This window comes from Microbacterium sp. NPDC058389 (assembly GCF_042722305.1).
GTDB lineage: Bacteria > Actinomycetota > Actinomycetes > Actinomycetales > Microbacteriaceae > Microbacterium.
In genome coordinates this window covers 23443-35620 of sequence record NZ_JBHXJQ010000009.1, presented here as the reverse complement: position 1 = coordinate 35620, position 12178 = coordinate 23443, and the positions used below count along the sequence as shown (strand labels likewise).

The window sequence follows — 12178 nt, the reverse complement described above, 5'->3', positions numbered from 1 at the left end:
CGCCGAAGAGTACGGCGCGCCCCCGCGCGTCGCTGGGAACGGCGCTGCAGCGTCGCTATGGGGAGGACAGTCGTGCCTGAAGCACGCCATAAGAAGACATTGAAGGCGCTCGCGGGCGCCCTGATCGCCGCCGCGCTCGTCGTGGCACCGCTGGTCACCGCCGGCGCATCCGCGACCACGACGCTCAAGGGCGTCGAAGGCCAGATGCAGACGTGGACGCCGCAGACCAACCAGGTGGGGTACTGGGAGAAGCTCTACGCGGCGCACGATGCGAAGTGCTACAAGTACGACGCGTCGCAGCGCTCCGACCACGGCAAGGTCACCGACGGCGGCAAGACCGTCACTCTGAACGCGTACCAGGACTCCTGGCCCGGCGACCACTGGGAGCTGCTGGTCATCAAGGGCGGCAGCCTCTACAACAACGTGATCGAGCACCCCACCGCGGGCGTCGCCTACGCGTCGCCGCTCAACAAGGGCGGTCAGCAGTCCGATGTGTCGCACTGGATCGTCTGCAAGGGGACCACTCCTGAGGAGCCCCAGACCCCGAATCCGACCCAGGACCTGGACTGCGTCGCCGTCACGATCGACTACGGTCGCGCGCTGACCAACGGCGATCACATCAACATCACGTACAACGAGGCGAAGGGCAAGCAGGTCAACGCCTACGTGGACCTCAACGTCGCAGGCGGCTGGAACGGTCTCGGCCTGCGCTTCTCGGACGGCACGACCAAGCCCCTCACCCAGGCGCAGGTCACGGCGGGCACGATCTCGTGGGCCTACTCGGCGCTGATCCCGGATGCCTCTTACACGGTGTCGTTCGTGCAGACGAACCAGACCGACACGTACCCGAACCTCGAGTGCGGCGTCGTGGACGAGCCCGAGGTCGTCACCCCGACGCTCACCTACACGCCCGGCACCTGCCTGGTGGAGGGCACCCTGACGCTCAGCGCGAACGCGGATTGGACGTCGGCACCCGGCGAGGACGGATTCACGGTATGGACGGCCGCGCCCAAGGACGGCACGGTGTTCGCCGCAGACGCCACGATCTCGTGGCCGGTTCCCACGCTGGCGAAGCTGTCGGCGGACGCCGACGACTGCCGTCCGGCCCCGCCCGCGCCCACGGTGAAGACCACGGAGAAGACCACGGTCGACTGCACGGCGACGAAGGCCGTCGTGGTGACCACGACCACGACCACGGAGCCCGTGTGGGACGTCGAGACCCACGCGTGGGTGCCCGGCAAGCCGACCTCCGTCGACACCACCGCCGAGCGCGCGCTGACGCCCGAGGAGATGGAGACCTGCCCGCCGGTCACGACCGTCGAGACGAGCGAATGGACCGACGGCGTCTGGGCGTGCGGTGACACCGCTGTCGTGCAGACCCGCACGGTCACGACCACGATCGGCGACGCCGAGCCGACCGTCGTCACCGAGACGCGCAACCGCGACCTCACGCAGGCCGAGATCGGCACGTGCCCGCTCGTGCCGGGTGACATCGAGTCGGTGTGCGTCGGCGACGTGCCCTACCTCGGCTACACGCTGACTCTGCCGGCGGGCTTCGTCGCGCCGAGCGCGAACCCCGTCACGATCACGTTCCTGAACCCGGAAGGTGAGGACTACGTCGTCACCGGCCAGCCGCTGAGCGGCGAACTGCTGTGGCCGGGTGCTTCGGACGGCGAGCCCAAGATGTGGCCGGGCTGGGAGCTCGTCGACGGTGAGTACGCGCAGACCGACGGCAACTTCGCCTGGACCCGTCAGGGCGTCACGGTGCGCTTCGATGTGAACCCGACGTACTCCACCGAGGTCGAGTACCCGGAGGCGAGCGCCGAGTGCGCCAACCCGCCGATCGGCGGTCCCGAGACGCCGACGACCCCGACGGAGCAGACGCCGACCGACGACACGCCCAGCGGTGACACCCCGACGGCGGGGACGCCGGCCGATGCGTCGAGCGGTGACCTGGCCACCACGGGTGGCGGCGTGAGCCCCCTGCTCGTCGCCGCGGGCGGTGCGACCCTCGCAGCCGGCATCGCCGTCGTCGCGATCGCGGCCTACCGCCGCCGTCGCGCCGCGTCCGAGTGACCCGGCAGCACTGACGCCGAGAGGGGCGGTCGCGCACAGCGCGGCCGCCCCTCTCGCCGTGCTGCGGCATCCTGTCCGCCGGGGGAGGGGCCGCCGCCTGAGAAACGCCCGAGCATACCCGCGTCACGACACGCCCGAGTTTGCGACACGCCCGGGCCGCACGTAGACTAGTGAGGTTCCACATTCCGGCGCCCCTCTTGGCGTGCGCTGGATCACTGCCAGGGCAGTGCATAGGCGGCGCAACGCGCAGGGTCCTAGGCCGCGGGCAGCAGAACCACCACATCCAGAATCCACCTCCAGCGGAGCCATGCTTCGCGCGGGCGGAGAACGGATGCCGGGAGCGGCGCTTCGGCGCGGCATCCGGATTGACAGCAGAACAGCGGTGCAGCACGCCCCGCGCAAAGCGGTGCAGAAGTGCCAGGGCGCTCAGCGCCCACGTGCGTCCAATGCCACAGGGGTATGACGCGAGAAAGAGAGTGAGCAGACAATGGCGGGACAGAAGATCCGCATTCGCCTGAAGTCGTACGACCACGAGGTCATCGACTCGTCGGCGCGCAAGATCGTCGACACCGTGACCCGTGCGGGCGCGACGGTTGTGGGCCCGGTGCCCCTTCCGACCGAGAAGAACGTGATCGCTGTGATCCGTTCGCCTCACAAGTACAAGGACAGCCGCGAGCACTTCGAGATGCGCACCCACAAGCGTCTGATCGACATCATCGACCCGACGCCCAAGGCTGTCGACTCGCTGATGCGCCTCGACCTGCCGGCCGATGTCAACATCGAGATCAAGCTCTGAGGTTCGACATGGCTGACATCAACAACAAGGTTTCCAAGGGCCTGCTGGGCACCAAGCTCGGCATGACCCAGGTCTGGGACGAGAACGGCAAGCTCGTTCCCGTCACCGTCATCGAGATCGCGCCGAACGTCGTCACCCAGGTGCGCACGCCCGAGAAGGACGGCTACAAGGCCGTTCAGATCGCCTACGGCCAGATCGACCCCCGCAAGGTGAACAAGCCCCAGACGGCCCACTTCGAGGCCGCTGGCGTGACCCCGCGTCGCCACCTCACCGAGGTCCGCACCGCTGACGCCGCTGACTACTCACTCGGTCAGGAGCTCACGGTCGACGGCACGTTCGAGGCCGGCCAGCTGGTCGACGTCGTCGGCACCAGCAAGGGCAAGGGCTTCGCGGGTGTCATGAAGCGTCACAACTTCAAGGGTGTCTCCGCTTCGCACGGTGCGCACCGCAACCACCGCAAGCCCGGCTCGATCGGCGCATCGTCGACCCCGAGCCGCGTGTTCAAGGGCATGCGCATGGCCGGCCGTATGGGTGGCGAGCGCGTGACCGTCCTCAACCTCAAGGTGCACGCCGTCGACGCCGAGAAGGGTCTGCTGCTCGTCAAGGGCGCCGTCCCCGGTGCTCGTGGCCGCATCGTCTACGTCCGCAACGCAGTGAAGGGTGCCTGATCTCATGGCTGACTCGACTCTCGCGCTCGACGTCGTGAAGGCAGACGGCAAGAAGGCCGGCTCGGTTGAGCTGCCCGCCGCTCTGTTCGACGTCAAGACGAACATCCCGCTCATCCACCAGGTCGTCGTCGCGCAGCTCGCGGCGGCTCGCCAGGGCACCCACTCGACCAAGCGTCGCGGTGAGGTCTCGGGCGCCGGCCGCAAGCCCTTCAAGCAGAAGGGCACGGGTAACGCCCGCCAGGGCTCGATCCGCGCGCCGCACATGACCGGCGGTGGAATCGTGCACGGCCCGAAGCCGCGCGACTACTCGCAGCGCACCCCCAAGAAGATGATCGCGGCCGCCCTCCTGGGCGCGCTCAGCGACCGTGCTCGCGGCGAGCGTCTGCACGTCGTCGAGTCCTTCGCGATCGAGGGTGCTCCGTCGACCAAGGCCGCTGTCGCGGTCCTGAACGCGCTCGGCGCCACCAAGAACGTGCTCGTGGTCGTGGACCGCACGGACGACATCAGCGTGCTGAGCGTCCGCAACATCCCGTTCGCGCACGTGCTGCCGTCCGACCAGCTCAACGCCTACGACGTGCTCGTCTCGGACGACATCGTCTTCACCAAGGCTGCTTACGACGCGTTCGTCTCGTCGAAGACCGCCGCCACCGAGGAGGCCTCGGCATGACCGCCGTCAACAAGGACCCGCGCGACATCATCCTGAAGCCGGTCGTTTCGGAGAAGAGCTACTCGCTCATCGACGAGGGCAAGTACACCTTCCTCGTCGACCCGCGTGCCTCGAAGACCGAGATCAAGCTCGCGATCGAGAAGATCTTCGGCGTCAAGGTCGCCGCGGTGAACACGCTCAACCGCACGGGCAAGGCCCGCCGCACCCGCTTCGGCACCGGCAAGCGCAAGGACACCAAGCGCGCCATCGTGACCCTGAAGTCGGGCACCATCGACATCTTCACGGCAGTCGGCTGACGGTCGGGAACGAGGACTAGAGAACTATGGCTATTCGCAAGTACAAGCCCACGACCCCGGGTCGCCGCGGCTCGTCGGTGGCCGACTTCGCCGAGATCACGCGATCGACGCCGGAGAAGTCGCTCCTCCGCCCGCTCAGCAAGACCGGTGGCCGCAACAACCAGGGCCGCATCACCACCCGCCACATCGGCGGTGGCCACAAGCGCCAGTACCGTGTCATCGACTTCCGTCGCAATGACAAGGACGGCGTCAACGCCAAGGTCGCGCACATCGAGTACGACCCCAACCGCACCGCGCGCATCGCGCTGCTGCACTACTTCGACGGCGAGAAGCGCTACATCATCGCCCCGAACAAGCTCCAGCAGGGCGACATCGTCGAGTCGGGTCCCTCGGCCGACATCAAGCCGGGCAACAACCTGCCGCTGAAGAACATCCCCACCGGTACCGTGATCCACGCCATCGAGCTCCGCCCCGGCGGCGGCGCGAAGCTGGCGCGTTCGGCCGGTGCGTCGGTGCGTCTCGTCGCCAAGGACGGCCCCTACGCCCAGCTGCGTCTCCCCTCGGGTGAGATCCGCAACGTCGACGCGCGCTGCCGCGCGACCGTCGGCGAGGTCGGCAACGCCGAGCAGTCGAACATCAACTGGGGCAAGGCCGGCCGCAACCGCTGGAAGGGCATCCGCCCGACCGTCCGCGGTGTCGCGATGAACCCGGTCGACCACCCGCACGGTGGTGGTGAGGGCAAGACGTCCGGTGGTCGTCACCCCGTTTCGCCGTGGGGCCAGGCCGAAGGCCGCACCCGCCACGCGAACAAGGAAAGCGACAAGTACATCGTCCGTCGTCGCAACGCCGGCAAGAAGCGCAAGTAGGAGTAGAGGAAGATGCCTCGCAGCCTTAAGAAGGGCCCCTTCGTCGACGAGCACCTGCTTCGCAAGGTCGTCGTCCAGAACGAAGCCGGCACCAAGAACGTCATCAAGACCTGGTCGCGCCGTTCGATGATCATCCCGGCCATGCTGGGTCACACCATCGCCGTGCACGACGGTCGCAAGCACATCCCCGTGTTCGTGACCGAGACCATGGTCGGCCACAAGCTGGGCGAATTCGCGCCCACCCGCACCTTCCGCGGCCACGTGAAGGACGACAAGAAGGGCCGCCGCCGCTGACGCGGGGGCAGAGGAGAGAGAAATGGTGGAGTCCATCGCACGCGTGCGACACATCCGCGTGACCCCTCAGAAGGCTCGTCGTGTCGTCGCGCTCATCAAGGGCAAGCAGGCTGAGGAGGCCCTGGCCATCCTCAAGTTCGCACCGCAGAGTGCGAGCGAGCCGATCTACAAGCTCGTCGCCTCGGCGATCGCGAACGCTCGCGTGAAGGCCGACAAGGACGGCGAGTACCTGGACGAGCAGGACCTGTACGTGGCGAACGCGTACGTCGACGAGGGCACGACGCTCAAGCGTTTCCAGCCCCGCGCGCAGGGTCGTGCTTTCCAGATCAAGAAGCGCACCAGCCACATCACCGTCGTGCTGTCGACCCCCGAGGTCGCGGAGACGGCGGAGGCCGGCAAGAGCAAGAAGGCGAGCAAGTAATGGGACAGAAGGTTCACCCGTACGGCTTCCGTCTCGGCGTCACCACCGACCACGTGTCGCGTTGGTTCTCGGACTCGACGAAGCCCGGACAGCGCTACGCCGACTACGTCGCCGAGGACATCCGTATCCGCAAGCTGCTGCAGACGCAGCTCGACCGCGCCGGTGTCAGCAACATCGAGATCGAGCGCACGCGTGACCGCGTCCGCGTCGACATCCACACCGCCCGCCCGGGCATCGTGATCGGTCGTCGCGGCGCCGAGGCCGAGCGCATCCGCGCCGACCTCGAGAAGCTCACCGGCAAGCAGATCCAGCTGAACATCCTCGAGGTCAAGAACCCCGAGGCCGACGCTCAGCTCGTCGCGCAGGGCATCGCCGAGCAGCTCACCGCTCGCGTGGCGTTCCGCCGCGCGATGCGCAAGGGCCTGCAGGGCGCGCAGCGCGCCGGCGCCAAGGGCGTCCGCATCCAGGTCTCCGGCCGCCTCGGCGGCGCCGAGATGAGCCGCTCGGAGTTCTACCGCGAGGGTCGTGTGCCGCTGCACACGCTGCGCGCGAACATCGACTACGGCTTCTACGAGGCGAAGACCACCTTCGGCCGCATCGGCGTGAAGGTCTGGATCTACAAGGGCGACCTGACCAACAAGGAGCTCGCTCGCGAGCAGGCCAACGCGCCGAAGTCGGACCGTCGTCGTGACGACCGTCGTGGCGGCCCGCGTGGCGACCGCGGCGAGCGTGGCGGAGACCGCCGCAACGAGGCCCCCGTGGCAGAAGGAGCGTCGGCGTAATGCTCATCCCCCGCAAGGTCAAGTACCGCAAGCAGCACCACCCCGGCCGTAGCGGCCAGGCCACCGGCGGCACGAAGGTCTCCTTCGGCGAGTTCGGCATCCAGGCCCTGACGCCCGCTTACGTGACGAACCGTCAGATCGAGTCCGCTCGTATCGCGATGACGCGTCACATCAAGCGTGGCGGCAAGGTGTGGATCAACATCTACCCCGACCGTCCGCTCACGAAGAAGCCTGCCGAGACCCGCATGGGTTCCGGTAAGGGTTCGCCCGAGTGGTGGGTCGCAAACGTCAAGCCGGGTCGCGTCCTCTTCGAGGTCGCCGGCGTCAACGAGGAACTCGCTCGTGAGGCCCTGACCCGTGCCATCCACAAGCTGCCTCTCAAGGCACGCATCATCAAGCGCGAGGAGGGCGACGCGTAATGGCGATCGGCACCAAGACGCTCGCCCCGAGCGAGCTCGACACGTTCGAAGACCAGCGCCTCGTCGAGGAGCTGCGCAAGGCCAAGGAAGAGCTGTTCAACCTGCGCTTCCAGTCGGCGACCGGCCAGCTCGAGAGCCACGGCCGCATCCGTGCGGTCAAGCGCGACATCGCGCGGCTCTACACCGTGATCCGTGAGCGCGAGCTCGGCATCCGTGCCACGCCCGCGCCGCTGGAGACCGCGACGAAGGCGAAGAAGACCAAGGCCAAGAAGGCGGACGCCGCCGACGAGGCTGCGAAGGAAGAGGCCGAGTGATGGCTGAGAAGAAGCAGGCCGCTGAGGTCGAGCACGGCGCGCACGACGTGCGCGACGCCGACGCCCGTGGCTACCGCAAGGCGCGCCGCGGCTACGTCGTCAGCGACAAGATGGACAAGACCATCGTCGTCGAGGTCGAGGACCGCGTGAAGCACCCGCTGTACGGCAAGGTCATCCGCCGCACCTCCAAGGTCAAGGCGCACGACGAGGGCAACACTGCCGGCATCGGCGACCTCGTCCTCATCAACGAGACCCGCCCGCTGAGCGCCACCAAGCGCTGGCGTCTGGTGGAGATTCTGGAGAAGGCCAAGTGATTCAGACTGAGTCCCGCCTCAAGGTCGCCGACAACACCGGCGCCAAGGAGCTGCTCACGATCCGCGTGCTCGGCGGCTCCAACCGTCGCTACGCCGGCCTGGGTGACATCATCGTCGCCACGGTCAAGGACGCGATCCCGGGCGGAAACGTCAAGAAGGGCGACGTGGTCAAGGCCGTCGTCGTCCGCACCGTCAAGCAGACCCGTCGTGCCGACGGTTCGTACATCAAGTTCGACGAGAACGCCGCCGTCATCCTGAAGAACGACGGGGAGCCCCGCGGCACCCGCATCTTCGGCCCGGTCGGTCGTGAGCTTCGCGACAAGAAGTTCATGAAGATCGTCTCGCTCGCCCCGGAGGTCATCTGATCATGGCGAACATCAAGAAGGGTGACCTGGTCCAGGTCATCACGGGCAAGAAGCAGGACAAGGGCGGCGACCGCGGCAAGCAGGGCAAGGTCCTCGAGATCCTTGCCGAGCAGAACCGTGTGATCGTCGAAGGCGTCAACTTCGTCACGAAGCACAACCGTGTCGGCCAGTCGCAGCGCGGCACCAAGACGGGTGGCATCGAGACGATGGAAGCCCCCATCCACATCTCCAACGTCCAGGTCGTCGACCCCTCGACCAAGAAGCCGACCCGTGTCGGCCACCGTGTCGAGGAGCAGACGAAGGACGGCGTGAAGCGCACGGTCCGCGTGCGCTACGCGAAGAAGTCAGGCAAGGACCTCTGAACATGAGCACCCCCACTGCCGTGGAGGCTGGCAAGATCCAGCCCCGCCTGAAGCAGAAGTACAACGCCGAGATCAAGAAGGCGATGCAGGACGAGTTCGGCTACGAGAACGTCATGCAGATCCCCGGCCTGGTCAAGGTCGTCGTGAACACCGGTGTCGGCGAGGCAGCTCGCGACAGCAAGGTGATCGACGGTGCGGTCGACGACCTCACCAAGATCACCGGCCAGAAGCCGGTCGTCACCAAGGCTCGCAAGTCGATCGCGCAGTTCAAGCTGCGCGAGGGCCAGGCCATCGGCGCGCACGTCACCCTCCGCGGTGACCGCGCGTGGGAGTTCCTGGACCGCCTGGTGAACCTCGCCCTGCCCCGCATCCGCGACTTCCGCGGTCTGTCGGCCAAGCAGTTCGACGGTCACGGCAACTACACCTTCGGTCTCCAGGAGCAGTCCGTGTTCCACGAGATCAACCAGGACAAGATCGACCGCGTGCGCGGCTTCGACATCACTGTGGTGACGTCGGCTTCGACGGACGACGAGGGCCGTGCGCTGCTGCGCCACCTCGGCTTCCCGTTCAAGACCGAGGACGCCCAGGCGTGACCCGTGGATGCCTCGGCCGGCGCGCGAGCTCCGGCCGAGGCATCCGCTCACACAACTGAATACGGCCATCATGGAAGGTCGTCTGGCGTGTAACGCCAGCCGATACCTCGTGAACGAAGGAATCAACTCATGACAATGACAGACCCGGTCGCAGACATGCTGACCCGTCTGCGCAACGCGAATTCGGCGCACCACGACACCGTGTCGCTGCCGAGCTCCAAGCTCAAGACCCACATCGCCGACATCCTCAAGCAGGAGGGCTACATCTCGTCGTGGGAGGTCAGCGACGCGCGCGTCGGCCAGACCCTCACCCTGACGCTGAAGTACGGCCCGAACCGCGAGCGGTCGATCGCCGGCATCAAGCGCGTCTCGAAGCCCGGCCTCCGCGTCTACGCGAAGTCGACCGAGATCCCCCGCGTCCTCGGCGGGCTCGGCGTCGCCATCCTGTCCACCTCCTCTGGCCTCCTGACGGACCGCCAGGCCGAGCAGAAGGGCGTGGGTGGGGAAGTCCTCGCCTACGTGTGGTGATCTGACATGTCGCGTATCGGTCGTCTTCCGATCGACATCCCCGCCGGTGTGACCGTTTCGGTCGAGGGCCAGGATGTCGCCGTCAAGGGCCCCAAGGGTGAGCTCGTGCTCTCCGTGGCCCGTCCCATCGAGGTCAAGGTCGAAGAGGCGCAGGTCGTCGTGACCCGTCCCGACGACGAGCGCGAGTCGCGCTCGCTGCACGGCCTGACCCGCACGCTCATCAACAACAACATCATCGGTGTCACCCAGGGCTACTCCAAGGGCCTTGAGGTCGTCGGCACGGGTTACCGCGTCGCGCAGAAGGGCACGGCTGTCGAGTTCGCGCTCGGCTTCTCGCACCCGGTGCTCGTCGAGGCGCCCGCCGGCATCACGCTGACCGTCGAGGGCAACAACAAGCTCACGGTGTCGGGCATCGACAAGCAGGCTGTCGGCGAGGCAGCGGCCAACATCCGCAAGATCCGCAAGCCCGAGCCGTACAAGGGCAAGGGTGTGCGGTACGCCGGCGAGGTCGTTCGTCGCAAGGCCGGAAAGAGTGGTAAGTAACCATGGCTGTCAAGACAAAGACCCAGGCGCGCACGCGTCGTCACGCCCGTCTGCGCAAGAAGGTCGTCGGCACCGAGCTGCGTCCGCGCCTCGTCGTCACCCGTTCGGCCCGCCACGTCTTCGTGCAGGTCGTCGACGACAGCAAGGGCCACACGCTGGCCTCGGCCTCGACGCTCGAGACCGACCTGCGCGTGTTCGACGGTGACAAGACCGCCAAGGCCCGCAAGGTCGGCGAGCTGCTCGCCGAGCGCGCGAAGGCCGCCGGCGTCTCGGACGTCGTGTTCGACCGTGGCGGCAACCGCTACGCAGGCCGTGTCGCGGCGATCGCCGACGGCGCCCGTGAGGGAGGTCTGAACCTGTGAGCGAGAACAAGGAGAGCAACGTGACCGAGCAGGCTGCTGCCGAGGCTCCGGCCGAGGGAACCACGGCGCCCGCCGAGCGCGAGCGCGAGCCGCGCCGCGGTGGTCGCGAGCGCAACCAGACCCGCGGTGACCGCGGTGGCCGTGACCGCAACGAGAGCCAGTTCCTCGAGCGTGTCGTGACCATCAACCGCGTGTCGAAGGTCGTCAAGGGTGGTCGTCGCTTCAGCTTCACCGCGCTCGTCGTCGTCGGCGACGGCAACGGTGTGGTCGGCGTCGGCTACGGCAAGGCCCGTGAGGTGCCGCTGGCGATCTCGAAGGGTGTCGAAGAGGCCAAGCGCAACTTCTTCCGCGTGCCGCGCGTCGGCTCGACCATCCCGCACCCCGTGCAGGGTGAGGCCGCTGCCGGTGTGGTGCTGCTGCGCCCCGCCGCCGCCGGTACCGGTGTCATCGCCGGTGGCCCGGTGCGTGCCGTCCTCGAGTGCGCCGGCATCCACGACGTGCTGTCGAAGTCGCTCGGCTCGTCGAACACGATCAACATCGTCCACGCGACGGTGGAGGCCCTGAAGCAGCTCGAGGAGCCCCGTGCGGTCGCCGCGCGTCGCGGTCTCGACTTCGACCAGGTCGCCCCCGCACGTCTCGTCCGTGCCGAGGCCGAAGCGGCCGAGGCCGCCCGTGCTGCGAAGGCAGGTGTCTGATGGCTGCGCGCCTGAAGGTTACCCAGGTCAAGTCCAAGGTGAGCGAGAAGCAGAACCAGCGTGACACGCTGCGTTCGCTCGGTCTGAAGCGGATCGGCGATTCCGTCGTCCGTCCCGACGACGCGCAGACGCGCGGTTACGTCCGGACCGTCGCGCACCTCGTGAAGGTTGAGGAGATCGACTGATGGCCGAGAAGGCTGAGAAGAAGGCTGAGACGGTCGAGACCGTCGAGGCTCCGAAGAAGGCCGCCGCCAAGAAGCCGGCTGCTGCGAAGAAAGCCCCCGCGAAGGCGGCTGCCCCGAAGAAGGATGCCCCGGCCGCGCGCCCGGGTGTGCTGAAGGTGCACCACCTGCGTCCGGTCCCCGGTTCGAACCAGGCCAAGACCCGTGTGGGTCGCGGTGAGGGCTCGAAGGGCAAGACCGCGGGCCGCGGTACCAAGGGTACGAAGGCTCGCTACCAGGTCAAGGTCGGCTTCGAGGGTGGGCAGATGCCTCTGCACATGCGCACCCCGAAGCTCCGCGGCTTCAAGAACCCGTTCCGCGTCGAGTACCAGGTCGTGAACCTGGACAAGCTCGCGGAGCTGTACCCGACCGGTGGCGACGTCACCATCGGCGACCTGGTCGCCAAGGGTGCAGTGCGCAAGAACGAGAAGGTCAAGGTGCTCGGCACCGGCGACATCTCGGTGAAGCTCAACGTGTCGGTCGACAAGGTCTCGGGTTCTGCCGAGCAGAAGATCGTCGCTGCGGGCGGCACCGTCAAGTAAGACAGCACAGTGGGGGTCGGAGCATTTGCTCCGGCCCCCACTGGGTTACCCTGG

21 protein-coding genes are annotated in these 12178 nt (G+C 67.4%); all 21 read left to right on the top strand.

What is annotated here, in order from left to right; genetic code table 11:
• Nucleotides 1-72: 72 nt before the first annotated feature.
• The 21 genes from ACFWJ8_RS13330 (at nucleotide 73) to rplO (ending at nucleotide 12124) form a co-directional block, all read left to right on the top strand.
• On the top strand, nucleotides 73-2076 hold the full coding sequence (locus tag ACFWJ8_RS13330; protein ID WP_378812112.1) for a hypothetical protein: 2004 nt from the start codon (nucleotides 73-75) through the stop codon (nucleotides 2074-2076).
• Between the two features lie 487 nt (nucleotides 2077-2563).
• A complete protein-coding gene (gene rpsJ, locus ACFWJ8_RS13325; RefSeq protein WP_018171443.1) occupies nucleotides 2564-2872 on the top strand; it encodes a 30S ribosomal protein S10 in 309 nt (102 codons plus the stop codon).
• Between the two features lie 8 nt (nucleotides 2873-2880).
• Nucleotides 2881-3540 carry a 50S ribosomal protein L3 gene (rplC, locus tag ACFWJ8_RS13320; RefSeq protein WP_018171444.1) on the top strand — a complete coding sequence of 220 codons (660 nt, stop codon included), beginning with the start codon at nucleotides 2881-2883 and terminating at the stop codon, nucleotides 3538-3540.
• A 4-nt stretch (nucleotides 3541-3544) separates the two neighbouring features.
• Entirely contained in the window at nucleotides 3545-4207 is a 663-nt protein-coding gene (gene rplD, locus ACFWJ8_RS13315) for a 50S ribosomal protein L4 (protein WP_378812110.1), read from the top strand.
• Nucleotides 4204-4503: a 50S ribosomal protein L23 gene (rplW, locus tag ACFWJ8_RS13310; protein ID WP_378812107.1), complete on the top strand. Its 300-nt coding sequence runs from the start codon at nucleotides 4204-4206 to the stop codon at nucleotides 4501-4503. Before rplD ends, rplW begins: the two co-directional genes overlap by 4 nt.
• A gap of 26 nt (nucleotides 4504-4529) precedes the next feature.
• Nucleotides 4530-5369: a 50S ribosomal protein L2 gene (gene rplB / locus ACFWJ8_RS13305; RefSeq protein ID WP_026305525.1), complete on the top strand. Its 840-nt coding sequence runs from the start codon at nucleotides 4530-4532 to the stop codon at nucleotides 5367-5369.
• A gap of 12 nt (nucleotides 5370-5381) precedes the next feature.
• A complete protein-coding gene (rpsS, locus tag ACFWJ8_RS13300) occupies nucleotides 5382-5663 on the top strand; it encodes a 30S ribosomal protein S19 (RefSeq protein WP_018171448.1) in 282 nt (93 codons plus the stop codon).
• 22 nt (nucleotides 5664-5685) lie between these two features.
• On the top strand, nucleotides 5686-6084 hold the full coding sequence (rplV, locus tag ACFWJ8_RS13295) for a 50S ribosomal protein L22 (RefSeq protein WP_378812103.1): 399 nt from the start codon (nucleotides 5686-5688) through the stop codon (nucleotides 6082-6084).
• Nucleotides 6084-6866: a 30S ribosomal protein S3 gene (gene rpsC / locus ACFWJ8_RS13290; RefSeq protein ID WP_141892562.1), complete on the top strand. Its 783-nt coding sequence runs from the start codon at nucleotides 6084-6086 to the stop codon at nucleotides 6864-6866. Before rplV ends, rpsC begins: the two co-directional genes overlap by 1 nt.
• On the top strand, nucleotides 6866-7285 hold the full coding sequence (rplP, locus tag ACFWJ8_RS13285; RefSeq protein ID WP_018171451.1) for a 50S ribosomal protein L16: 420 nt from the start codon (nucleotides 6866-6868) through the stop codon (nucleotides 7283-7285). The genes rpsC and rplP overlap by 1 nt, the downstream gene beginning before the upstream one ends.
• On the top strand, nucleotides 7285-7599 hold the full coding sequence (rpmC, locus tag ACFWJ8_RS13280; RefSeq protein ID WP_045301493.1) for a 50S ribosomal protein L29: 315 nt from the start codon (nucleotides 7285-7287) through the stop codon (nucleotides 7597-7599). Before rplP ends, rpmC begins: the two co-directional genes overlap by 1 nt.
• The gene (rpsQ, locus tag ACFWJ8_RS13275) at nucleotides 7599-7913 is read left to right on the top strand and encodes a 30S ribosomal protein S17 (RefSeq protein WP_191172193.1); all 315 of its coding nucleotides are present in this window, start codon (nucleotides 7599-7601) and stop codon (nucleotides 7911-7913) included. The genes rpmC and rpsQ overlap by 1 nt, the downstream gene beginning before the upstream one ends.
• The gene (gene rplN / locus ACFWJ8_RS13270) at nucleotides 7910-8278 is read left to right on the top strand and encodes a 50S ribosomal protein L14 (RefSeq protein WP_018171454.1); all 369 of its coding nucleotides are present in this window, start codon (nucleotides 7910-7912) and stop codon (nucleotides 8276-8278) included. Before rpsQ ends, rplN begins: the two co-directional genes overlap by 4 nt.
• A gap of 2 nt (nucleotides 8279-8280) precedes the next feature.
• Entirely contained in the window at nucleotides 8281-8640 is a 360-nt protein-coding gene (gene rplX, locus ACFWJ8_RS13265; RefSeq protein ID WP_378812098.1) for a 50S ribosomal protein L24, read from the top strand.
• A gap of 2 nt (nucleotides 8641-8642) precedes the next feature.
• The gene (gene rplE / locus ACFWJ8_RS13260) at nucleotides 8643-9233 is read left to right on the top strand and encodes a 50S ribosomal protein L5 (protein ID WP_378812095.1); all 591 of its coding nucleotides are present in this window, start codon (nucleotides 8643-8645) and stop codon (nucleotides 9231-9233) included.
• A 129-nt stretch (nucleotides 9234-9362) separates the two neighbouring features.
• Nucleotides 9363-9761 (top strand): 30S ribosomal protein S8, encoded by a 399-nt coding sequence (gene rpsH, locus ACFWJ8_RS13255; protein ID WP_018171457.1) that lies wholly within the window; start codon nucleotides 9363-9365, stop codon nucleotides 9759-9761.
• Nucleotides 9762-9767: 6 nt separating this feature from the next.
• A complete protein-coding gene (rplF, locus tag ACFWJ8_RS13250) occupies nucleotides 9768-10304 on the top strand; it encodes a 50S ribosomal protein L6 (RefSeq protein ID WP_378812092.1) in 537 nt (178 codons plus the stop codon).
• A gap of 2 nt (nucleotides 10305-10306) precedes the next feature.
• A complete protein-coding gene (rplR, locus tag ACFWJ8_RS13245) occupies nucleotides 10307-10666 on the top strand; it encodes a 50S ribosomal protein L18 (protein ID WP_378812089.1) in 360 nt (119 codons plus the stop codon).
• Nucleotides 10663-11361, top strand: coding sequence for a 30S ribosomal protein S5 (gene rpsE, locus ACFWJ8_RS13240; RefSeq protein WP_378812087.1), 699 nt, complete (start codon nucleotides 10663-10665; stop codon nucleotides 11359-11361). The genes rplR and rpsE overlap by 4 nt, the downstream gene beginning before the upstream one ends.
• The gene (rpmD, locus tag ACFWJ8_RS13235) at nucleotides 11361-11546 is read left to right on the top strand and encodes a 50S ribosomal protein L30 (RefSeq protein WP_018171461.1); all 186 of its coding nucleotides are present in this window, start codon (nucleotides 11361-11363) and stop codon (nucleotides 11544-11546) included. Before rpsE ends, rpmD begins: the two co-directional genes overlap by 1 nt.
• Complete coding sequence (rplO, locus tag ACFWJ8_RS13230; protein ID WP_378812085.1) at nucleotides 11546-12124, top strand: 50S ribosomal protein L15; 579 nt, start codon at nucleotides 11546-11548, stop codon at nucleotides 12122-12124. Before rpmD ends, rplO begins: the two co-directional genes overlap by 1 nt.
• The last annotated feature ends 54 nt before the right edge of the window (nucleotides 12125-12178 follow it).

What these genes read in the sequence shown, in the direction of transcription:
- rpsJ (WP_018171443.1), top strand. Translation starts at nt 2,564, where the DNA reads ATGGCGGGACAGAAGATCCGCATTCGCCTGAAGTCGTACGACCACGAG.
- rplC (WP_018171444.1), top strand. Translation starts at nt 2,881, where the DNA reads ATGGCTGACATCAACAACAAGGTTTCCAAGGGCCTGCTGGGCACCAAG.
- rplD (WP_378812110.1), top strand. Translation starts at nt 3,545, where the DNA reads ATGGCTGACTCGACTCTCGCGCTCGACGTCGTGAAGGCAGACGGCAAG.
- rplW (WP_378812107.1), top strand. Translation starts at nt 4,204, where the DNA reads ATGACCGCCGTCAACAAGGACCCGCGCGACATCATCCTGAAGCCGGTC.
- rplB (WP_026305525.1), top strand. Translation starts at nt 4,530, where the DNA reads ATGGCTATTCGCAAGTACAAGCCCACGACCCCGGGTCGCCGCGGCTCG.
- rpsS (WP_018171448.1), top strand. Translation starts at nt 5,382, where the DNA reads ATGCCTCGCAGCCTTAAGAAGGGCCCCTTCGTCGACGAGCACCTGCTT.
- rplV (WP_378812103.1), top strand. Translation starts at nt 5,686, where the DNA reads ATGGTGGAGTCCATCGCACGCGTGCGACACATCCGCGTGACCCCTCAG.
- rpsC (WP_141892562.1), top strand. Translation starts at nt 6,084, where the DNA reads ATGGGACAGAAGGTTCACCCGTACGGCTTCCGTCTCGGCGTCACCACC.
- rplP (WP_018171451.1), top strand. Translation starts at nt 6,866, where the DNA reads ATGCTCATCCCCCGCAAGGTCAAGTACCGCAAGCAGCACCACCCCGGC.
- rpmC (WP_045301493.1), top strand. Translation starts at nt 7,285, where the DNA reads ATGGCGATCGGCACCAAGACGCTCGCCCCGAGCGAGCTCGACACGTTC.
- rpsQ (WP_191172193.1), top strand. Translation starts at nt 7,599, where the DNA reads ATGGCTGAGAAGAAGCAGGCCGCTGAGGTCGAGCACGGCGCGCACGAC.
- rplX (WP_378812098.1), top strand. Translation starts at nt 8,281, where the DNA reads ATGGCGAACATCAAGAAGGGTGACCTGGTCCAGGTCATCACGGGCAAG.
- rplE (WP_378812095.1), top strand. Translation starts at nt 8,643, where the DNA reads ATGAGCACCCCCACTGCCGTGGAGGCTGGCAAGATCCAGCCCCGCCTG.
- rpsH (WP_018171457.1), top strand. Translation starts at nt 9,363, where the DNA reads ATGACAATGACAGACCCGGTCGCAGACATGCTGACCCGTCTGCGCAAC.
- rplF (WP_378812092.1), top strand. Translation starts at nt 9,768, where the DNA reads ATGTCGCGTATCGGTCGTCTTCCGATCGACATCCCCGCCGGTGTGACC.
- rplR (WP_378812089.1), top strand. Translation starts at nt 10,307, where the DNA reads ATGGCTGTCAAGACAAAGACCCAGGCGCGCACGCGTCGTCACGCCCGT.
- rpmD (WP_018171461.1), top strand. Translation starts at nt 11,361, where the DNA reads ATGGCTGCGCGCCTGAAGGTTACCCAGGTCAAGTCCAAGGTGAGCGAG.
- rplO (WP_378812085.1), top strand. Translation starts at nt 11,546, where the DNA reads ATGGCCGAGAAGGCTGAGAAGAAGGCTGAGACGGTCGAGACCGTCGAG.